Genomic DNA, 19535 nt, shown 5'->3' on the forward strand with positions numbered 1-19535 from the left:
CGGCGATGTCTGTCCCACGGGTGCTCGCCCTCACCGCCTGCGCTGCCGCGCTGACCGCATGCGCGGCAGCCGAACCGGACGCCGACGCCGGGATTGCCGGTGTCTTCGAGGTGAAGTCGACCTTCGGCGACGAGTTCCAGGTGACCACCACCGGACCCACCGGAATCGACCCGAAACTGCTTGCCCCGCAGTCGGTGCCGCCCGGGGTCAAGGTCGAGCCCGCGGCCTGCGCGAAATTCGCCGCCGGACTTGCCATCCCGCAGGGAGCGCAGGGCAACATGGCGGCCACCACCGCCGAGGGCAAGGGCAACAGGTTCATCGCGATCGCGGTGGAGACCTCGGAACCGGTCCCACCCAACGATCCCGGACCGGACTGCCAGAAGGTCGGCTTCGGCGGTCCCGGGGTGCGCGGCCTGGTCGAAGTGGTGGAATCTCCGCAGATCGAAGGTGTCCGCACGCTGGGGACCCATCGGGTGGTGCAGACCATGGTCGACGGGAAGCCGCACAGCGGTGAATTGTTCAACTACGTCGCGAGTTTCGACTCCTACCTGGTGATCGTGACGGCCAACCCGCTGGTGGTGCCGAACACCCCGGTGGCCCCGGTGGACACCCAGAAGGCACGCGATCTGCTCACCGCGGCGGTCGCCGCCGTGCGCGGTTAACGGACGTCGCGCACCCGGAACTGGATGCTGATCCGCGGACCGGTCGGGCGTGCCGTCTTCGGGACGGCGTGCTCCCAGGTGCGCTGACAGGATCCGCCCATCACCAGCAGGTCCCCGTGCCCCTGCGGTAGCCGCAGGGAACGTCCACCGGTGCGCGGGCGCATGGCGAACGTGCGTCGCGCGCCGAGGCTGACGATCGCGACCATGGTGTCCTCGGTGCTGCTGCGCCCGATGGTGTCACCGTGCCAGGCCACGCTGTCGGCGCCGTCGCGGTACAGGCACAGTCCGGCGCTGGTGAACGGTTCCCCGAGTTCGCCGGCGTAGATATCGTTGAGTCGCCGGCGCAGCCGGGCGATCGCCGGGTGCGGTGCCGGGCCCGCGGTGAGGTCGTGATGGCTGACCAGGCGGGGGACGTCGAGCACCCGCTCGTACATCTGTCGGCGCTCGGCGCGCCACGGGATGGCGGTCATGAGCTCGTCGAACAGCGTCGCCTGCCCGTCCAGCCAGCCGTTGAGCCAGCCGGCGCGCACGTCGATCCAGGCGCCTGCGCCCAGGTCACGACGTTCTTCGTGGTCGAAGAGCGACCCTTGAACGGCCAGAGACACCATCCCAGGGTATCGCACAGGCGTTCGATTTCTACAGGTTGGCCGCGCCGGGTCCGTGATCGGCGAGCACGTCACTGGGATTGGCCAGCTGGCAGGCCTTCAGGCTGAGGCAGCCGCAGCCGATGCAGCCGGCGAGATTGTCCCGGAGTCGCTGCAGATGCAGGATCCGGTCGTCGAGATCCTGGCGCCAGCCCGCCGACAGCCTGGCCCAGTCCTTGCTGGTGGGAACCCGGTCCTCCGGCAGCGTCGCCAGCGCGTCGCGGATCCGGGCCAGCGGGATGCCGAGGCGCTGCGACATCCGGATGAACGCCACCCGGCGCAGCGTCTCGCGCGGGTAGCGGCGCTGGTTCCCGGAAGTCCGCCGGCAGCTGATCAGGCCTTCGCGTTCGTAAAAATGCAGCGCGGATACCGCCACCCCACTACGGAGTGACATCTCACCCGGTGTCAGCTCGTGCGTCTCCATTCACCTCAACCATAGTTGAGCTACCGTTTCGAGGATGGTGGCTTTGGGCTCCGATTCCGAGGTCGGCACGCTGCGCGTGGTGATCCTGCACCGGCCGGGGGTCGAGCTGCACGGTCTCGATGAGGTTCGGGCGGCCACGGCACAGCAGGAGCACGATGGGTTGGCCGCGCTCCTGCGTTCGCGTGGGGTCGAGGTGCTGCTGCTCGCGGACCTGCTGGCGCAGGCCCTGGCCTCCGGGGCTGCGCGGATGCACGGCATCTCCGCGGCCGTCGATTCACGTCGGCTGGGAGTGCCGCTGGCGCAGGAGCTTTCGGCCTACCTACGCACGCTGACGCCGGCCGATCTGGCCCATGTGCTGATGGCGGGGATGACGTTCGCCGAGGTGCCGCTCGCGGCCGATGAGCTCTCGCTGGTGCGGCGGATGCACCATGGTGGCGACTTCGTCATCGATCCGCTGCCGCAGCTGATGTACACCCGCGACTCCTCGTTCTGGGTCGGCCCGCGGGTGGTGATCCCGTCGCTGTCCCTGCCGTCCCGGGCGCGCGAGACCTCGCTGACGGATCTGATCTACGCGCACCATCCGCGGTTCCTCGGGGTGCGGCGGGCCTACGAGTCGCGGTCGGCGCCGGTGGAGGGTGGCGATGTGCTGCTGCCGGCGCCGGGGGTGGTCGCGATCGGGGTGGGGGAGCGCACCACACCGGCCGCCGCGGAGGCGTTGGCGCGCAGCCTGTTCGACGACGATCTGGCCCAGACCGTGCTGGCGGTGCCGGTCGGCCGGATGCATCTGGACACCCTCTGCACCATGGTCGACGTGGACGCCGTGGTGATGCGGCCCGACTTCGTCGATGCGTTGTCGGCGTTCACCATCCGCCGGTCCGCGGACGGGGTGCGGATCGAGGACGAGGCGCCGTTCGTGCTGGCCGCCGCCGAGGCGACGGGCGTCGACCGGCTGCGCGTCATCGAGGCCGGGCACGGCGGGACCAACATCCTGGCCTTGTCGCCGGGTGTGGTCGTCGCCGACGAGCGCAACGTGCAAACCACTGCGCGGCTGGCCGACTCGGGGATCGAGGTGCTGACCGTCGCGGGGTCGGGCACCGGCCGGGGCGGGCCGCGGTGCATGACCTGCCCGGCGGCCCGGGACCCGGTGTAGCGTTGCTGCGCTGTTTTCTACCCCAGGGTCGTGCGCGCGGGCGATTCACGACCCTCGCGTAGAAAACGGCGGGACAGGAAGGCCGCGCCGGGCAAAAGCCTCCCGCGCCCGGTGCAGGATGAACCCGGTCGAATGCTCGGCGACCACGTGGATGTCGAGCCAGCCCTGCCGCTCGATCAGTTCCGCTCGGCCGATGTCGTGGACGAATCGTCGCCGGTCGGTCTGATGGATCGCGCCGTCGTAGTCGAATCCGATCCGCCCGTCCTCGTATCCCATGTCCAGGAATGCTTCGCTGTACCCGTCGGTCACCGGGATCTGCGTGCGCGGCCGGCCGAAGCCCGCGTCGATGAGCACCAACCGAAGCCAGGTCTCCTTCGGCGATTGCGCGCCCGCGTCCATCAGGTCCAGCGCGATGCGGGCCTTCCGGATGCCGCGCAGCCCGGGATATCTGGCGGCCAGCGCCAGTACGGTGGCCGCGTCGATACCGGTCGCCGCGGCCAGATCGTCCAGATGCGCGACGGCCTGGTTGCGCGGCAGGAACCGCGCCAGATCCAGCGCGGTGCGGGCCGGTGTGGTGACCGGCAGATCCCCGATCCGGCAGACCTCGTCCTCGCCGAGCTTCTCCTCGCGCACCACGATGCCCGGCCGTTTGCGGCCATGCGCGGTGATCAACTCGATCGGCGTGGCGGCGTCGACCCACACCGCGCCGTGCAGCGCTGCGGCCGCCCGTCCGGCAATCACCGCCCGCCGACTCGTCCACAGCCACGCGGCGACGGTATCGGACGACAGGGTGCGCGCCTGGCCGGTGCGGAGGTACACCCGCGGCTGAGACCGGTTGTAGCGCCAACGCAACTGACCGCGGGTGAGTTGCCCGGCGCCGAGCGCCTCGGGGCCGACGAAGGGTATGTCCATGGGCGAACGCTCACGCACCCCTCCGACACGACTGCAGCCTCAGCGTGGGAGTTCACGTCCGCCTGTGGATAACACGCGCACTGTTTTTCTACGGGAGGGTCGCGAATCCCCCTCGATCGCAGCCCTGGCGTAGAAAACGGCGGAACAACTACCGCCAGGACGGCAGCCAGATCTGCATCTGCCAGGTGCTCTGCGAGATCGGCAGCCCGGTCAGGATCGGATACAGCCAGGCGAAGTTGGTGATCACCAGCGCCACATAGCAGCTCACCGCGATCAGGCCCAGCATCCGTCGCTCGGCGTTCTGCCTCGGCTGGTACAGGATGTCACCGAGGATCAGCGCGATCAGCATCACCAGGAACGGCGCCATCGCGGTGGCGTAGAAGAAGTACATCTGCCGGTCGATGTCGATGAACCACGGCAGGAATCCGGCCGAATAGCCCACCAGCACGGCGGCATACCGCCAGTCGCGGCGCACGAACGTCCGCCAGCACGCCCACGCCAGCACCGGCACCGCGATGAACCACATGGTCGGGGTGCCGACCAGCATCACCGCCTTCACGCACGATTCCGCGCCGCAGCCCGGCACGTTCTGCTGATCGATGGCGTAGAGCACCGGCCGCAACGACATCGGCCAGGTCCACGGCTTGGACTCCCACGGGTGGTGGTTGCCCGCGGCATTGGTCAGCCCGGAATGGAACTTGTACACCGAAGACGTGTAGTACCAGAGCGACCGGATGGCGTCGGGCAACAATCCGCCCTCACCGATACTGCGGCCGACCTCGTGCCGGTACACCCCGGTCTCGGAGGCGAACCAACGCGCATACGAGGCCAGGTACACACCGAACGGGATGAGCACCAGGGCGTACACCGACGGCCCGGCGTCGCGGCGCAGCGCGCCCAGCCACGGCCGCGGCACCCGGTACTGGCGCCGCGCGGCGATGTCGAAGGCCAGCGTCATCACGCCGAAGAACGCGATGAAGTACAGGCCGGACCATTTGGTCGCGCAAGCCAGGCCCAGCAGCACGCCCGCGCCGAACCGCCACCAGCGCACCCCGAGCCGCGGACCCCACGGGGTCTCGGTGATGCGCCCCTCCATGAGCGCGACGTGCATCCGTTCCCGTACCTGATCGCGGTCCACGATCAGCGCGCCGAACGCGGCGACGGCGAACACCACCAGATACACGTCCAGCAGCGCGGTCCGCGCCGAGACGAAGCTCACCCCGTCGGCGATGATGAGCAGTCCGGCGATCGCCCCGACCAGCGTGGAACGGGAGATCCGCCGCACGATCCGGGCCACGAGGATGACGATGACGACCCCGCACACCGCACCGGAGAACCGCCAGCCCAGCCCGTTGTAGCCGAAGATCGCCTCGCCGACGGCCATCAATCCCTTGGCCAGCGGCGGGTGCACCACCAGCCCGTATCCGGGGTTGTCCTCCAGCCCGTTGTTGCCCAGCATCTGCCAGGCCTGCGGCGCGTAGTGCTTCTCGTCGAAGATCGGGGTGCCGGCATCGGTCGGCGATCCCAGGTTCAGGAATCGGGTCAGCGCGGCCAGCGCGCCGATGATGGCCGTCATGATCCAGCCCTGCAGCCGGTCGACGGGCCCGAAATCCGGCACCGGCACGAGCGGGCCCGGGCTGATCACGGGTGCGGCGCGCTCCGGAAGCACGGTGTCGGGAGCGGTCATCACCGACGATCGTAGGCTGCGGGGGTGACTGAAGGCCGACTGCTCCTGGGTGCCACGCCGCTGGGCCAGCCCGGGGACGCCTCGAAGCGGTTGGTCGAGGCGTTGGCGTCCGCGGACATCGTCGCCGCCGAGGACACCCGGCGGGCCCGCAGCCTGGCCGCCGCGCTCGATGTCACGCCCGCCGGCCGGGTGCTGAGCCTGTTCGACCAGAACGAGGCGACCCGGGTGCCGTATCTGCTCGACGAGATCCGCGCCGGCGCCACCGCGTTGTTGATCAGCGATGCGGGCATGCCGCTGATCAACGATCCGGGCTACCGGCTGGTGACCGCGTGCGTGGAGGCGGGTCTGACGGTGAGCTGCCTGCCCGGCCCGTCGGCGGTGACGACGGCGCTGGCCGTGTCCGGGCTGGCCACCGACCGGTTCTGCTTCGAAGGCTTCGCGCCACGCAAGCAGTCCGCCCGGCGCACCTGGCTGACGGCGCTGGCCGGCGAACAACGCACCTGTGTCTTCTTCGAGTCCCCGCGCCGGCTGGCCGACACGCTGCGCGACGCCGTCGAGACGCTCGGGCCGCAGCGCGCGGTGGTGGTGTGCCGTGAGCTGACCAAGACCCACGAGGAGATCAAACGCGGCACCCTCGGGGAGCTGGCCGACTGGGCGGCCGACGGGGTGCTCGGCGAGATCACCGTGGTGCTGGCCGGTGCGGTGCCGGAGGCGGACCTGGCGACCCTGGTGGCGCAGGTGCTGGAACTGGCTTCCGACGGCGCCCGGGTCAAGGACGCCTGCGCGCAGGTGATCGCCGCCAATCCCGGGGCGCCGTCACGGCGTGAGCTTTACGATGCGGTGTTGAAGTCACGCGAATGAATCTGCCGGGGGGCGCTGATGCGGACGACGACGCCCGGGCTCGTTCTGATCCACGGGGGCGGGCACGCTGCGGATTGCTGGGACCTCACCGTCGACGCCATCGGCCTGCTGGCCCCCGAAATCGAAGTGCTTGCCGTCGACCTGCCGGGCCGCCGCACCCGGCCGGGTGATCTGCACACGGTGACGATCGCGAACTGGGCCGAATCTGTGGTGCGCGATATCGATACCGCGGGCCTCGGCGAGGTCGTGCTGGTGGCGCACTCGTTGGGTGGGCTGACGGCGCCGGGAGTGGCGGCCCGCCTCGGTGCGGAGCGAGTGCGCGAGATGGTGTTCGCCGCCTCCCACGTCCCGCCGGAGGGGCGCGCGGTGGTCGACACCCTCTCCGGCCTGGGCGGGATGCTGGTCCGGCGCCGCGGCCGGAATGTGCCGCCCGGTCCGACTCCGCGGTGGTGGGCGACCTACGCCTATACGAACGGGATGACGCGCTCCCAGCGAACATTCAGTCTGGACCGGCTGGTGGACGAGTCGTCCGGAGTCATCCACGAGGCGGTGTCGCGCGCCGATATGCCGGGCGAGGTCCCGCGCACCTGGATCCTTACCTCCCGCGATCGCGCGTTGTCGCCCAGGTGTCAGCGCAAGAGCATCGCGGCGCTGGGCGGGGTGCAGACCCTGATCGAGATCGACACCTGCCACAACCTGATGATCAGCGAACCGGAGCGGCTGGCGGAGCTGCTGGTCGAGCGTTGTCGGCGGTATTGACGATCGCCGCCGCCTTGTGCAGGCATTCCTGCCACTCGGCGAGCGGATCGGAGTCGGCGGTGATCCCGCCGCCCACCCCCAGCACTGCCGTCCCGTGCGCGTCGAATTCGACGGTCCGGATCGCCACGTTCAGTTCGGTACCGGCGCTGGGCGACGCCAAACCGACTGTACCGCAGTAGATTCCGCGCCGTTCCGGCTCCCAGTCCAGCAGCAGCTGCCGGGCCCGGCCCTTCGGGGTGCCGGTCACCGAGGCCGGCGGGAAGGTGGCGTCGAGCACCTCGGCCATCGATATCTGCGCCGGGATACGCGCGGCGACCGTGGACACCAGGTGCCAGACGCCCGGCGCCGGGTGCACCCGCAGCAGTTCCGGGACGGTGACCGACCCGGTGACCGCGAGGCGACCCAGATCGTTGCGCACCAGGTCCACGATCATGATGTTCTCGGCGACGTCCTTGACCGAGGCGCGCAACCGCGCCGGCGATTCATGCAGCGGCAGTGTGCCTTTGATCGGGCTGGAGGCGACCGACTCGCCGCGCCTGCGCAGGTACAGCTCCGGCGACAGCGAGGCCACCGCGCCCCAGTCACCGGCGACGTAGGCGGCCCGGGACGGCGCGGTCCGGGCCACCGCGTCGACGAAGAAGTCCAGTGGGTCGCCGGTGATCCGGCCGCGGAACTGCGTGCACACGCAGGCCTGGTACACCTCGCCGGCGGCGATGGCCTCCAGGCAGGTCGTCACCCCGGCCAGGTGGGTGTCGCGGTCGGGCGCGGTCCACGCCATCGAGTAGCGCCCGGGCCTGGACTCGCCGATCCCGGACAGCCAGTCGGGAAGCGCTGCGCCGGAGAGGCTTTCATGCCACCACAGGCCGTCGACGTCCTGGCGCAGCACCGCGTCGGACCAACCGCCCGCGGCCGCCGGGATGCGGGGAATGCCGTGGCCGTCCGGGTAGGACAGGTAGCCGAACCAGCCGCCGCCGACAGCGGTCGACTCCCCGGGTGGGGCGTCGAACACGCCGGTGGCCGGCACCGCGTCCAGTGACGGGGCGATGACGGCCTTGGACCCGAACCACTCACCGATCAACGCCGCCGGGCCGGGCAGACCGCGACGGCGGGCGGCGTCGGCGACCCAGCGCAGGACCCCGGGGGCATCCCCGAGTGGGCCGAGTCGGTCGATTCGCACCGACCTAGCGTGTCAGAAGCTAGCGGCTGATCGCGCGGGGGATGGTCGCGGTGACCAGTTTCTCCGGGTTGCGCATCGCGTAGAAGTGCGAGATCCGGCCGTCGGTGATCTCGACGGTGATGATGCCCTCGAAACTTTCGCCGAGGTAGAGCTTGAGCGCCGGCGCATTGTTGTAGCTGGCCAGTTCGACGCGTCCCTCGTCGCCCGCAGTCCGGAACAGCCCGAGGATGAGCCGGGCCACCCGGTCCGCGCCGTGCACCGGGCGCCGCGCGGCACTGACCCGCCCGTCGCTGTCGGCCGTCCACACCACATCCGGGGCCAGCATCGCGATGAGTGCGTTGACGTCTCCGGTGGCCGCGGTCATGAAGAACTGGGCGGTGAGCTGTTCGGTGACGGTGGCGTCCGCCGGTTCGAATCGCTTGCGCCGGGCGTGCACGTGCTCGCGGGCGCGGTGCGCCAGCTGACGCACCGCGGCCGTGGACTTGCCGACCGCAGCGGCGATTTCGTCGTGTCCGAACCCGAACACCTCCCGCAGCACGAACACTGCGCGTTCGTCGGGGGTCAGCGTCTCCAGCACGACCATCATCGCCATCGACACCGACTCGGCCAGAATCACATCCGAGCCGGCATCCTGCGCGTCCACCAGCAGCGGTTCGGGCAACCACGGGCCGACGTACTCCTCACGCCGCCGCGCCGCCGCGCGCAACGCGTTGAGGGCCTGCCTGGTCACCAGCTGGGCCAGATACGACTTGGTGTCGCGCACCGTATCCAGATCCACCTCCGCCCAGCGCAAATAGCTCTCCTGCAGCACGTCATCGGATTCGGTTGCCGAGCCCAGGATTTCGTAGGCGATGGTGAACAGCAGCGGCCGCAGGGCGGTGAACCGCTCGGCGTGTTCGGTCATGCCTGGACGGCCTGGGTTTCGGCCAGCCGCTGTGCCCGCTTGCCGCCCTTGAGCCAGAAGTAGGCGCCGGGCTTGCGGGCTTCCTTGCGCAGGAACGACAGCGTGCCGCGGCACACCTGTTCCTTGATCAGCGCCGCGGTGCGGCCGCCGATGTAGAGCCGGATCACGGTGTCATCGGTGCGGGCCAGCTGGATGGTGCCGCCGTCGCGGCCGATGCTGATGCACTGCCCGGTGAAGGCCTGGTTGACCGGGGCCGGCTCGGTTCCGGCCAGACGCGCCAGCACCGTATTGGCGGCCTGGGCGCCCAGCGGCAGGGCCGCCTGGCAGCTCATCCGCAGCGGCAGACCCGACGGTGCGGCGGCATCGCCCGCGGCGACCATCCGGTCGTCGTCGATGCTGGTCAGTGTCTCGTCGGTGAGCAGCCGGCCCAGCTCGTCGGTGCGCAAACCGCTCTCGGCGGCCAGTTCGGGCACCCCGAACCCGGCTGTCCACACGGTGGCCGCACTGGCCAGCGTGCGTCCGTCGGACAGGGTGACCTGGTGGGCGTCGACCTCGGTCACGGTCGGACCTTCGATGACGGTCACGCCCAGTTTGGCGAGTTGCTTGGCGACCGACTTGCGGCCCGGCCCGCTCAGCGACGGTCCGAGGACCGGTCCGGCGACCAGCGTCACCGGACGTACGGCGCCGGACCCGGCGAACTCCGAAGCCGCTTCGATACCGGTCAGCCCGCCGCCGACGACCACCAACGGTGCCGACGCCGGGACGTCCTGCAGGCGTGCGGCGAGCCGCTGAGCATCCTCCAATTCGCTGAGCCGGTAAGCGAATTCGGGTGCGGCACCGCTTTTGCTGCCGACCGCATAGATCAGGTAGTCGTAGCCCAGGACGGTTCCGGAGGCCAGCTCGAGGCGGCGGTCGGCGGAGTCGATGCGGGTCACCGTGTCCACCACCAGCCGCACCCGCTCACCGAGCAGTTCGCCGTAGTCGGCGACGGCGTCGTCGTTGCCGACCGCGAGCTGGTGCAGCCGGATGCGTTCGACGAACTTTGGTCGGGCGTTGACCAGGATGACGTCGATGTCCGCCCGCTGCAGCAGGTGGTTGGCGGCCAGCACGCCGGCGTATCCGCCGCCGATGACGATGACGCGGGTCTTGTCGGTCATGGTGCTCTCCTGTCTGAGATCGTTACGCCCTCAAGACACCGGCGCCGACCGGGGTGTGACACCGCAGCGGCAATTGTGGCCTACATCACTAGATCAGACCCAGCGCCCCCATCGCGTCGGCCACCCGGATGAATCCGGCGATGTTGGCGCCGGCCGCGTAGTTGCCGGGCTGGCCGTAGTCATCGGCGGTGGTCAGGCAGTTGGCATGGATGCGGCCCATGATCTCGGCCAGTCGCTCCTCGGTCTCGGCGAACGTCCAGGAATCACGGGAAGCGTTCTGCTGCATCTCCAGTGCGCTGGTCGCCACCCCGCCGGCATTGGCCGCCTTACCGGGGGCGAACGTCACCCCGGCCTCGCCGAAGTACTTCACCGCCTCGGGGGTACACGGCATGTTGGCGCCCTCGGCCACGATCCGGCATCCGGATTCGATCAGGGCGGTCGCGTCCGTCCCGGACAGCTCGTTCTGGGTGGCGCACGGCAACGCGATGTCACAGGGCACCTGCCACACGCTGCGGCCGGTCACGAAGTGCGCGTGGCTGCGGGCGTCGGAGTACTCGGTGATCCGGCCGCGGCGCACCTCCTTGATCTCCTTGAGCAGATGCAGGTCGATGCCCTTGTCGTCCACGATGTACCCGCTGGAGTCCGAGCAGGCGACCACGGTGCCGCCGAGCGCCTGCACCTTCTCGATCGCGTAGATGGCCACGTTGCCGGAGCCGGAGACCACGACGCGCTTGCCGTCGAAGGAATCGGAGTTGGCCCGCAGGATCTCGTCGACGAAGAACACCGTTCCGTATCCGGTGGCCTCGGTGCGGACCTGGGAGCCGCCCCAGGTGAGTCCCTTGCCGGTCAGCACGCCGGCCTCCCAGCGATTGGTGATCCGCTTGTACTGGCCGAACAGGTAACCGATCTCGCGGGAACCGACACCGATGTCGCCGGCCGGAACGTCGGTGTACTCGCCGATGTGGCGGTAGAGCTCGGTCATGAAGGACTGGCAGAACCGCATGATCTCGTTGTCCGAGCGGCCCTTCGGGTCGAAGTCCGAGCCGCCCTTGCCGCCGCCGATGGGCAGGCCGGTCAGCGAGTTCTTGAAGATCTGCTCGAAGCCCAGGAACTTCACGATGCCCAGGTACACCGAGGGGTGGAAACGCAAGCCGCCCTTGAACGGTCCGAGCGCGGAGTTGAACTCGACGCGGAAGCCCCGGTTGATCTGCACGGCGCCGGAATCGTCGATCCAGGGCACCCGGAAGATGATCTGCCGCTCGGGTTCGCACAGCCGGCGGATCACCGCGTTGTCGGCGTACTCCGGATGCTTGATGACGACCGGGCCGAGGCTGGTTAGGACCTCGTAGACCGCCTGGTGGAACTCCGTTTCGCCCGGATTGCGCTGGGCTACTTCGTCATAGAGGTCGTGCAATTTCTGGTGCATGCCGCTCATCTCACTCCGTGTTCTTCTCAGGGGCCTGATACCGCGGGAACACCCCTTCCGGGGTGGGTAAAGCGGCTCCGGCGGCCAGGCGGGCGCCGAGGGCGGTGAAGTCTCGCCGATCCGCCGGTTGGCCCAGCAGGTCGAGCAGTTTGGCGGTGGAGGTGGGCATCACCGGCTGGCTCAGCAGCGTGGCGATGCGGACGGTCTCCAGCGTCGTGTAGAGCACGGTGGCCATCCGGGCCGGGTCGGTCTTGCGCAGCACCCACGGCTCCTGGGCGGAGAAGTACTTGTTGGCGGCGGACAGCACCGACCAGATGGCATCCAGCGCAAGATGCATGGCCTGCTCGTCGAAGCACGCGCGGACCCGTTCGGGCAGCGCGTCGGCGGCGGCGAGCAGCGCCTCGTCCTCGGCGGTGAAGGGTCCCGGTTCCGGCACCACGCCGTCGAGGTTCTTGGCCACCATCGACAGTGACCGCTGCGCGAGATTTCCCAACTCGTTGGCCAGATCGGCGTTGACGCGCCCGATGATGGCTTCCTCGCTGTAACTGCCGTCCTGGCCGAAGGGCACTTCGCGCAGGAAGAAATACCGCACCGCGTCCACGCCGAAGGTGTCGACGAGCACCAGTGGATCCACCACGTTGCCCAGCGACTTGCTCATCTTCTCGCCCTTGACGTTGATGAACCCGTGCGCGAAAACCCGCTTGGGCAAAGGGATTCCGGCCGACATCAGGAACGCCGGCCAGTACACCGTGTGGAATCGGATGATGTCCTTGCCGATCATGTGCAGATCGGCCGGCCAGTACTTGCCGAACGACTCCGAGGCGGTGTCCGGGAAACCCACGCCGGTCAGGTAATTCGTCAGCGCGTCGACCCACACGTACATCACGTGGTCGGGGTGATCCGGTACCGGCACGCCCCAGTCGAAGGTGGTGCGCGAGATGGACAGATCGCGCAGCCCGCCGGAGACGAAGCTGACCACCTCGTTGCGCCGCACATCCGGGCCGATGAACTCCGGGTGTGCCGCGTAGTGGGCCAGCAGCCGGTCGGCGTACTCCGACAACTTGAAGAAGTAGGTCTGCTCCTCGGTCCAGGTCACCTCGGTGCCGGTCTCGATCGCGGTGCGCGTCCCGTCGGGCGCCACTTCGGTCTCGTCCTCGGTGAAGAACCGCTCGTCGCGCACCGAGTACCAGCCCTGATAGCTGCCCAGGTAGATGTCACCGGCCTCGTTCATCCGCCGCCAGATCTCCTTGGACGCCTCGAAGTGGTCGGCGTCCGAGGTGCGGATGAACCGGTCGTAGGAGGCGCCGAGGCGTTCCTGCATCCGCTCGAACACATCGGAGTTGCGCTTGGCCAGCTCCGCGGCGGTGATCCCGAGCTTGGCGGCCGTCTCGGCCATCTTCAGGCCGTGCACGTCGGTGCCGGTCAGGTAGCGGACGTCGTAGCCGTCGAGCCGCTTGAACCGGGCGATCGCGTCGGTGGCGATGTACTCGTAGGCGTGCCCGATGTGCGGGTCGCCGTTGGGGTAGGCGATGGCCGTCGTGACGTAGAACGTGCGCGCTGCGGCGGACACAGAAGACTCAGTCATTTGGTCTCACCTTATGGTGTTGCCGTGAGCTCGAAAAAACGTCGGGAGTCCCCGCCCGCCCCGGAGCCACTGGCCCCGCTGATCGATGCGCACACCCATCTGGACGCCTGCGGCGCCGAAACCGCCGAGGACGTCGCGGCCATCCTGGACCGGGCCGGTGCCGTCGGGGTGCAGGCCGTCGTGACCATCGCCGACGATCTGGACGCGGCCCGTTGGGCCGCGGCGGCCGCCGGCTGGGATCGGCGGGTGTACGCGGCCGTCGCACTGCACCCCACCCGGGCCAACGCCTTGGATGACGCCGCGAAGGCCGAGCTCGAGCAGCTGGCCGGGCAGCCGCGGGTGGTGGCGGTCGGCGAGACCGGGATGGACATGTACTGGCCCGGCAAGCTGGACGGCTGCGCCGATCCGGCCGAGCAGCGCGAGGCCTTCGCCTGGCACATCGACCTGGCCAAGCGCACCGGGAAACCGCTGATGATCCACAACCGGGACGCCGACGCCGAGGTGCTCGACGTGCTGGCCGCCGAGGGGGCACCGGAGACGGTGATCTTCCACTGTTTCTCCTCCGGCGCCGAGATGGCGCGTACTTGCGCAGGGAACGGTTGGCTGATCAGCCTGTCCGGCACGGTCAGTTTCCGGAACGCGCACGATCTGCGCGAGGCGGCCGCCGTGGTGCCCGACGAGCTGCTGCTGGTGGAGACGGATGCGCCCTTCCTCACCCCGCATCCGTTCCGCGGCGCCGTCAACGAGTCGTACTGCCTGCCGTACACCGTGCGCGCACTGGCCGACGTCCTGAACCGGGATGCCACCGAGGTCGCGGAGCTGACCTGGACGAATGCGGTTCGCGCCTACGGATTGGGTACCGTGTCCGATTGGCGCGCGTAACGGATATTCGTTACCGTCCTGTTATCGAACCTGGATTACTGGAGGCGGTCACCCGACCGCACGGGGTGCCGCGTTCACAATTCTGGGAACCACAGCTTTGAATGTTTTGAACAAGATCCATGAGACGCGCTCGCCGGCCCTGCGGCTGGTTGTGGGCGCGCTGTTATTGACGCTGGTGTTTGCCGGTGGCGTCGCGGTGGCGTCCCACAAGACCGTCAGCCTGACCGTCGACGGCACCGAGGTGCAGGTAGCGACCATGAAATCGCGGGTCATCGACGTCATCGAAGAGAACGGTTTCACCGTCGGGGAACGGGACGATCTCTACCCGGCTGCCGACGCGTCGGTGGCCGACGCGGACTCCATCGTGCTGCGGCGCAGCCGCCCGCTGCAGATCTCTAAGGACGGCCAGAACAGCACCGAGGTGTGGACGACCGCGAGCACGGTGCAGGAGGCCCTGGCCCAGCTCGCGATGACCGACACCGCCCCCGCGGCGGCCTCCCGGGGTAGTCGCGTGCCGCTGGCCGGGATGTCATTACCCGTGGTCAGCGCCAAAACCGTGCAGCTCGACGACGGCGGCAAGGTGAGCACCGTGCGGCTGGCCGCGCCGAACGTGGGCGCACTGCTGGAGGCGGCCGGAGCGCCGCTGCAGCAGCGCGACACCGTGGTGCCGGCGGCATCCTCGCCGGTCATCGAGGGTATGCGCATCGCCGTGACCCGGGTGCGGATCCAGAAGGTCACCGAGCAGCTGCCGCTGCCTCCGGCCAGTACCCGCATCGAGGATCCGGCACTGAACATGAGCCGCCAGGTGGTCGAGGACCCCGGCACACCGGGACTGCAGAATGTGACGTTTGCTGTCGCCGAGGTGAACGGCGTCGAGACCGGAAGATTGCCAGTAGCCAATGTCGTTCTGAATCCGGCCCGCGAAGCTGTGCTGAGAGTGGGCACGAAACCGGGCACCGAGGTACCGCCGGTATCGCAAGGACACGTCTGGGATGCCCTTGCCCGGTGCGAATCGGGTGGTAATTGGGCCATCAATACCGGCAACGGATATTTCGGTGGTGTTCAATTTGATCAAAACACCTGGGAGCGGCAGGGCGGTCTGAGGTATGCTCAGCGGGCAGATTTGGCGACCCGCGAAGAACAAATCGCGATTGCTGAAGTGACGAGGGCACGCCAGGGCTGGGGTGCCTGGCCAACATGTAGCGCGAGATTGGGGTCATCGTGACGATCCGACTGCTCGGGCGGACCGAGATTCGGCATCTTGCCCGGGAGATCGACTTCCGGCCGCGGAAGGCGTTTGGACAGAACTTCGTCCACGACGCCAACACCGTGCGCCGCATCGTTTCCGCATCGGGTATCCACCGACAAGATTCGGTGATCGAGGTCGGTCCCGGCCTCGGCTCGTTGACCCTGGGCCTCCTCGACCGCGGCGCTCGCGTGACAGCCGTGGAGATCGACCCGGTGTTGGCCCGCCAGCTCCCCAAGACGATCGCCAACCACTCGCACAGCGAGATCGGCCGGCTGACGGTCCTGAACCGCGACATCCTCACCTTGAAGTCCGAGGATCTCGACGAGATGCCGACCGCGCTGGTCGCGAACCTCCCGTACAACATCGCGGTGCCCGCGCTGCTGCACCTGCTGGCCGAGTTCCCGTCCATCAAGACCGTGATGGTCATGGTGCAGGCCGAGGTCGCCGAGCGGCTGGCCGCCGAACCCGGTGGCAAGGATTACGGCGTCCCCAGCGCCAAGGTGCGCTTCTACGGCGAGGTCCGCCGGTACGGCATGGTGTCGCCGACGGTGTTCTGGCCGATTCCGCGGGTCTACTCCGGTCTGGTCCGGATCGACCGCTACGACTCGTCGCCGTGGCCGACCGACGCGGAGTTCCGCGAGCAGGTCTTCGAGCTCATCGACATCGGTTTCGCGCAGCGCCGTAAGACGTCGCGCAACGCCTTCGCCGAGTGGGCCGGTTCCGGTAACGAGTCGGCCGAACGTCTGCTGTCGGCGAGCATCGACCCCGCACGCCGTGGCGAGACTCTCGGGATCGCCGACTTCGTCCGGCTGCTGCAGCGTTCCGGTGAGCTGACCGCGTCGCAGCCGCCCAAGCCGGAACCCGAGGTCGTCGAGGCGCCGGCCGAGCGCGCCGGCAACCCCGCGCTGAGCTGAACCAGGCAAACGGGGCCATCCGGCCCTATACGACGGCGGAGCATGTCGCCGCTGGAAAAACCGCCCGTTTGACATCGGTGTGATTCTTGACACATCGCCATGGCAAACATTAGCGTGATCCTCGGCGGCGGGATTTGACGAGGGGTATCTCAACGCTCAACTTGTCGATGCTCAACTGGTCGACGGCTACGGCGTGGCGGTAGTGTCGTCCGGTGTCTGCATCCGACGGTGATACCGCGACCGAGTGGGAGCCCACCGGTTCGGTGACGGTGCGCGTCCCTGGCAAGGTCAATCTGTACCTGGCGGTAGGGGACCTGCGCGCCGACGGCTATCACGAGCTGAGCACCGTCTTCCATGCCGTCTCGCTGTTCGACGACGTCACCGTGCGCACCGCCGACGTGCTCTCGCTGGAGATGTCCGGCGAGGGGTCCGAGTCGCTGCCCACCGACGAGCGCAATCTGGCCTGGCGGGCCGCCGAACTGTTGGCCGATCACGTCGGCCGGGCGCCCGACGTGGCCATCTCGATCTCGAAGTCCATCCCGGTGGCCGGGGGCATGGCCGGCGGCAGCGGGGACGCCGCGGCGGTGCTGGTCGCGATGAACCACCTCTGGGAGTTGGGCGTACCGCGTCGTGATCTGCATGCCCTGGCGGCCAAGCTCGGCAGCGACGTGCCGTTCGGGTTGCACGGCGGCACCGCGCTCGGCAGCGGGCGCGGTGAGGAGCTGGCGACCGTGCTCGCCCGCAGTACCTTCCACTGGGTGCTCGCCTTCGCCCATCAGGGCCTGTCCACGCCCGCGGTGTTCGGTGAGATCGACCGGCTGCGGGACAGCCCGGACCGCGGGCTACCGCCGCGACTGTCGGACGTCGAACCGGTGCTGGCCGCGCTGGCCTCGGGCGACCCGCAGGAACTCGCGCCGCTGCTCGGTAATGATCTGCAGCCCGCCGCCCTGAGCCTGCGGTCCGATCTGCGCCGCACCCTGCGCGCCGGGCAGGAGGCCGGTGCGCTGGCCGGGATCGTGTCCGGGTCGGGCCCCACCTGCGCGTTCCTCTGCGCGTCGGCGGCCGACGCCGTCGAGGTCGCGACGGCGCTGACCGGCGCCGGTGTATGCCGCACGGTGCGGGTGGCCAGCGGCCCGGTGCAGGGGGCCCGCGTGGTGCCCGGCCCGATGCGCTGAACCGGCCGGCGCCGCGTTGTGACACATGCCTCAATCGGCCCAAGCGTTTGGCAGTTACTTAAGGGTCTCTTAAGATGGTCGACGGTGGAAACTGGCCGACCAACCGGTCTATGACCACCGTTTTGAGACACAACTGCTTCCCAATTGTGTGTGCGCGCCTCTCCTGAAGAGTGCACCAGCAGGCGGAATATAGGGAAACGCGCAATGAAACTGGGGTCGGCGTCGCAGCCGACCCGGCCCCAGACACCCAGGAGGTTGCCGTGAGCCGATTCACCGACAAGATGTACCGCAGCGCCCATGAGAGCGCGCGGGGCATGGTCACCGGCGAACCCTACGAGCCTGTCCGGCACACCTGGCTCGAGGTGCACGAGCGGGCCCGTCGGGTGGCCGGCGGACTCGCCGCGGCCGGCATCGGTCCCGGCGACTCGGTCGGCGTGCTGGCCGGCTTCCCGGTCGAGATCGCCCCGACCGCGCAGGGCGTGTGGATGCGCGGCGGCAGCCTGACGATGCTGCACCAGCCGACCCCGCGCACCGACCTCGCGGTGTGGGCCGAGGACACCATGACCGTCATCGGCATGATCGAACTCAAGGCCGTCATCGTCTCCGAGCCCTTCATCGTGGCCATCCCGGTGCTGGAGGAAAAGGGCATCAAGGTCCTCACGGTGGCCGACCTGCTGGCCTCCGAGCCGATCGATCCGGTGGAGACCGGCGAGGACGATCTGGCGCTCATGCAGCTGACGTCGGGTTCGACGGGATCTCCGAAGGCGGTGCAGATCACCCACCGCAACATCTACTCGAACGCCGAGGCCATGTTCATCGGCGCCCAGTACGACGTCGACAAGGACGTCATGGTCAGCTGGCTGCCCTGTTTCCACGACATGGGCATGGTCGGGTTCCTCACCATCCCGATGTACTTCGGCGCCGAACTGGTCAAGGTCACGCCGATGGACTTCCTGCGCGACACCCTGCTGTGGGCCCGTCTGATCGACAAGTACAAGGGCACCATGACCGCGGCCCCGAACTTCGCCTACGCGCTGTTCGCCAAGCGCCTGCGCCGCCAGGCCAAGCCGGGCGAGTTCGACCTGTCCACGCTGCGCTTCGCGCTGTCGGGCGCCGAGCCGGTCGAACCGGCCGACGTGGAGGACCTGCTCGACGCCGGTAAGCCGTTCGGGCTGCCGTCCTCGGCGATCCTGCCCGCCTACGGTATGGCCGAGACCTGCCTGGCGGTGTCGTTCTCTCCGTGTAACGCCGGTCTGGTGGTCGACGAGGTCGACGCCGACCTGCTCGCCGCGCTGCGTCGGGCCGTGCCGTCCAGCAAGGGCAACACCCGCCGGCTGGCCTCGCTGGGCCCGCTGCTCAACGACCTGGAGGCGCGCATCGTCGACGAGGACGGCGCGGTGCTGCCGACCCGCGGCGTCGGTGTCATCCAGCTGCGCGGTGAATCGGTCACCCCGGGCTACATCACGATGGCCGGTTTCCTGCCGACCCAGGACGAGAACGGCTGGTACGACACCGGCGATCTGGGCTACATCACCGACGAGGGCAACATCGTCGTCTGCGGTCGCGTCAAGGACGTCATCATCATGGCCGGCCGCAACATCTACCCGACCGACATCGAGCGGGCCGCCGGCCGCGTCGAGGGTGTGCGTCCCGGCTGCGCCGTCGCGGTGCGCCTGGATGCCGGACATTCTCGCGAAACCTTCGCCGTCGCAGTGGAATCCAATCAGTACCAGGATCCCGCCGCGGTGCGCCGCATCGAGCATCAGGTCGCGCACGAGGTGGTGACCGAGGTGGACGTGCGTCCGCGCAACGTGGTCGTGCTGGGTCCGGGCACCATCCCCAAGACCCCGTCGGGCAAGCTGCGCCGCGCCAATTCGGTCGCGCTCGTCACCGGCTAACTCCCCGCGACCGTGCGGGTCTGCGGGTGGACACGCCGGGGCGAGGCCGAGATCGCGCACGCTCGCCGC

The 19535-nt window shown here is 68.9% G+C and carries 18 protein-coding genes; 9 read left to right on the top strand and 9 right to left on the bottom strand.

Annotated features, from left to right (window positions below; all coding sequences use genetic code 11):
* Positions 1-5: 5 nt before the first annotated feature.
* A complete protein-coding gene (locus tag V4U86_RS04895; RefSeq protein ID WP_395310161.1) occupies positions 6-662 on the top strand; it encodes a DUF5642 family protein in 657 nt (218 codons plus the stop codon).
* Here the strand turns inward: V4U86_RS04895 and V4U86_RS04900 are convergent.
* Both V4U86_RS04900 and soxR read right to left on the bottom strand, forming a co-directional pair.
* Positions 659-1267 carry an alpha-ketoglutarate-dependent dioxygenase AlkB gene (locus V4U86_RS04900; RefSeq protein WP_395310162.1) on the bottom strand — a complete coding sequence of 203 codons (609 nt, stop codon included), beginning with the start codon at positions 1265-1267 and terminating at the stop codon, positions 659-661. The genes V4U86_RS04895 and V4U86_RS04900 overlap by 4 nt on opposite strands.
* Before the next feature lie 31 nt (positions 1268-1298).
* Positions 1299-1730 carry a redox-sensitive transcriptional activator SoxR gene (gene soxR, locus V4U86_RS04905; RefSeq protein ID WP_395310163.1) on the bottom strand — a complete coding sequence of 144 codons (432 nt, stop codon included), beginning with the start codon at positions 1728-1730 and terminating at the stop codon, positions 1299-1301.
* 34 nt (positions 1731-1764) lie between these two features.
* Here soxR and V4U86_RS04910 point away from each other — a divergent pair, with 34 nt between their 5' ends.
* Positions 1765-2880 carry an arginine deiminase family protein gene (locus V4U86_RS04910; protein WP_395310164.1) on the top strand — a complete coding sequence of 372 codons (1116 nt, stop codon included), beginning with the start codon at positions 1765-1767 and terminating at the stop codon, positions 2878-2880.
* Positions 2881-2925: 45 nt separating this feature from the next.
* Here V4U86_RS04910 and V4U86_RS04915 read toward each other — a convergent pair whose 3' ends face one another.
* Together V4U86_RS04915 and V4U86_RS04920 are read right to left on the bottom strand one after the other, a co-directional pair.
* Complete coding sequence (locus V4U86_RS04915; RefSeq protein WP_395310165.1) at positions 2926-3792, bottom strand: hypothetical protein; 867 nt, start codon at positions 3790-3792, stop codon at positions 2926-2928.
* 148 nt (positions 3793-3940) lie between these two features.
* The gene (locus tag V4U86_RS04920; protein WP_395310166.1) at positions 3941-5479 is read right to left on the bottom strand and encodes a dolichyl-phosphate-mannose--protein mannosyltransferase; all 1539 of its coding nucleotides are present in this window, start codon (positions 5477-5479) and stop codon (positions 3941-3943) included.
* 24 nt (positions 5480-5503) lie between these two features.
* Here V4U86_RS04920 and rsmI point away from each other — a divergent pair, with 24 nt between their 5' ends.
* Both rsmI and V4U86_RS04930 read left to right on the top strand, forming a co-directional pair.
* Positions 5504-6340: a 16S rRNA (cytidine(1402)-2'-O)-methyltransferase gene (rsmI, locus tag V4U86_RS04925; RefSeq protein ID WP_395310167.1), complete on the top strand. Its 837-nt coding sequence runs from the start codon at positions 5504-5506 to the stop codon at positions 6338-6340.
* Between the two features lie 18 nt (positions 6341-6358).
* Entirely contained in the window at positions 6359-7099 is a 741-nt protein-coding gene (locus V4U86_RS04930; protein WP_395310168.1) for an alpha/beta fold hydrolase, read from the top strand.
* Here the strand turns inward: V4U86_RS04930 and V4U86_RS04935 are convergent.
* From V4U86_RS04935 to metG, 5 genes are all read right to left on the bottom strand, one after another.
* Positions 7044-8276 (bottom strand): aminodeoxychorismate synthase component I, encoded by a 1233-nt coding sequence (locus V4U86_RS04935; RefSeq protein WP_395310169.1) that lies wholly within the window; start codon positions 8274-8276, stop codon positions 7044-7046. The two genes, V4U86_RS04930 and V4U86_RS04935, sit on opposite strands and share 56 nt — an antisense overlap.
* Before the next feature lie 19 nt (positions 8277-8295).
* Positions 8296-9180 (bottom strand): RNA polymerase sigma-70 factor, encoded by an 885-nt coding sequence (locus tag V4U86_RS04940; RefSeq protein WP_395310170.1) that lies wholly within the window; start codon positions 9178-9180, stop codon positions 8296-8298.
* A complete protein-coding gene (locus V4U86_RS04945; protein WP_395310171.1) occupies positions 9177-10337 on the bottom strand; it encodes an NAD(P)/FAD-dependent oxidoreductase in 1161 nt (386 codons plus the stop codon). The genes V4U86_RS04940 and V4U86_RS04945 overlap by 4 nt, the downstream gene beginning before the upstream one ends.
* A gap of 88 nt (positions 10338-10425) precedes the next feature.
* Complete coding sequence (gene gdhA, locus V4U86_RS04950; protein ID WP_395310172.1) at positions 10426-11772, bottom strand: NADP-specific glutamate dehydrogenase; 1347 nt, start codon at positions 11770-11772, stop codon at positions 10426-10428.
* Between the two features lies 1 nt (position 11773).
* Positions 11774-13348: a methionine--tRNA ligase gene (gene metG / locus V4U86_RS04955; RefSeq protein WP_395310173.1), complete on the bottom strand. Its 1575-nt coding sequence runs from the start codon at positions 13346-13348 to the stop codon at positions 11774-11776.
* A 24-nt stretch (positions 13349-13372) separates the two neighbouring features.
* On the opposite strand from metG, the gene V4U86_RS04960 reads away from it, so the two are divergent.
* The 5 genes from V4U86_RS04960 to V4U86_RS04980 all read left to right on the top strand — a co-directional run bounded on the left by V4U86_RS04960 (position 13373) and on the right by V4U86_RS04980 (position 19466).
* Positions 13373-14230 carry a TatD family hydrolase gene (locus V4U86_RS04960; RefSeq protein WP_395310174.1) on the top strand — a complete coding sequence of 286 codons (858 nt, stop codon included), beginning with the start codon at positions 13373-13375 and terminating at the stop codon, positions 14228-14230.
* A 97-nt stretch (positions 14231-14327) separates the two neighbouring features.
* On the top strand, positions 14328-15455 hold the full coding sequence (locus V4U86_RS04965; RefSeq protein ID WP_395311918.1) for a transglycosylase family protein: 1128 nt from the start codon (positions 14328-14330) through the stop codon (positions 15453-15455).
* The gene (gene rsmA / locus V4U86_RS04970; protein WP_395310175.1) at positions 15452-16393 is read left to right on the top strand and encodes a 16S rRNA (adenine(1518)-N(6)/adenine(1519)-N(6))-dimethyltransferase RsmA; all 942 of its coding nucleotides are present in this window, start codon (positions 15452-15454) and stop codon (positions 16391-16393) included. The genes V4U86_RS04965 and rsmA overlap by 4 nt, the downstream gene beginning before the upstream one ends.
* Before the next feature lie 212 nt (positions 16394-16605).
* A complete protein-coding gene (locus V4U86_RS04975) occupies positions 16606-17568 on the top strand; it encodes a 4-(cytidine 5'-diphospho)-2-C-methyl-D-erythritol kinase (protein WP_395310176.1) in 963 nt (320 codons plus the stop codon).
* 260 nt (positions 17569-17828) lie between these two features.
* The gene (locus tag V4U86_RS04980) at positions 17829-19466 is read left to right on the top strand and encodes a fatty acyl-AMP ligase (RefSeq protein ID WP_395310177.1); all 1638 of its coding nucleotides are present in this window, start codon (positions 17829-17831) and stop codon (positions 19464-19466) included.
* Positions 19467-19535: the final 69 nt, after the last annotated feature.

This window comes from Mycobacterium sp. AMU20-3851 (assembly GCF_043974665.1).
GTDB lineage: Bacteria > Actinomycetota > Actinomycetes > Mycobacteriales > Mycobacteriaceae > Mycobacterium.